At 40.0% G+C, this 1012-nt stretch carries 1 protein-coding gene; it reads left to right on the forward strand.

All coding sequences use genetic code 11. The features are described from left to right. Positions 1-116 precede the first annotated feature (116 nt). On the forward strand, positions 117-1012 hold an 896-nt coding region (locus tag VXQ92_RS21460), incomplete at its 3' end, for an alpha/beta fold hydrolase (RefSeq protein WP_416683114.1).

The following is a 1012-nucleotide window of genomic DNA, read 5'->3' on the forward strand; positions in this document are numbered from 1 at the left end:
CAGGCAAGCAACGTTTAACTTTAACTAAGCTTGTTCCAGATCTTATTCCTGCCCAAGCATAAGGTTTAAATTGGGAATGCTCATGATCTTGAGTATTCCTTCAAGGAATGAATAACATGAATAGCGCCTTACAATTTAGTATTTCACCGTACACTCCATTTATGCAGGAAACCAAAGTCAATTTAGGCAATGGTATCGAGCTACATGTAGAAGTAGGTGGAAAACCAGAACATCCGACTATTTTGCTGATTATGGGTTTAGGTGCCCAAATGCTATTTTGGCCGGACTTTTTCTGCAAATCACTCATTGATCAAGGTTTTCATGTTATTCGTTTTGATAACCGTGATATTGGCCTTTCTTCAAAAGTCCGCCATCAAGGTAAACGTTTAAATACCATGAAATTGATGGGACGTTTTGCTTTAGGGCTAAGAAATCAGGGTGCACCTTATACGCTCTATGATATGGCAGATGACGTTTCTATGCTTCTCGACCGTTTAGGAGTAAGCAAAGCACATGTGATTGGTGCCTCAATGGGTGGCATGATTGCCCAGATTCTCGCTGCAAAATATCCGGAAAAAGTAGAAAAATTAGGTTTGATGTTTACCAGTAATAATCAACCGTTTCTACCACCACCATTCCCTAAGCAACTTTTAAGCTTGATTGGCAAGCCAGAATCACGTGATGAAGAAGGAATTGTGAATCACAGTTTAAAATTATTCCAATTGATTGGTTCTCCTGGTTATATTAACCATATTGAAGCCGTTCAAACTGCAAGAAAACTTTATCAACGTAGCTACTATCCTGCTGGTGTACTTCAACAGTTTTTAGCAATATTATGTACAGGTTCCTTACTGCAACTGGACCGTGAAATTAAGCAACCCACTTTAGTCTTGCATGGCTCTCGTGACCGCTTACTTCCACCGAGTCACGGTAAGGCCGTAGCAAAAGCAATTTCCGGTGCTAAGTTTGAATTAATTGATGGAATGGGGCATGATATCCCTGCCCATTTTAT

This window comes from Acinetobacter sp. 228, assembly GCF_048147885.1.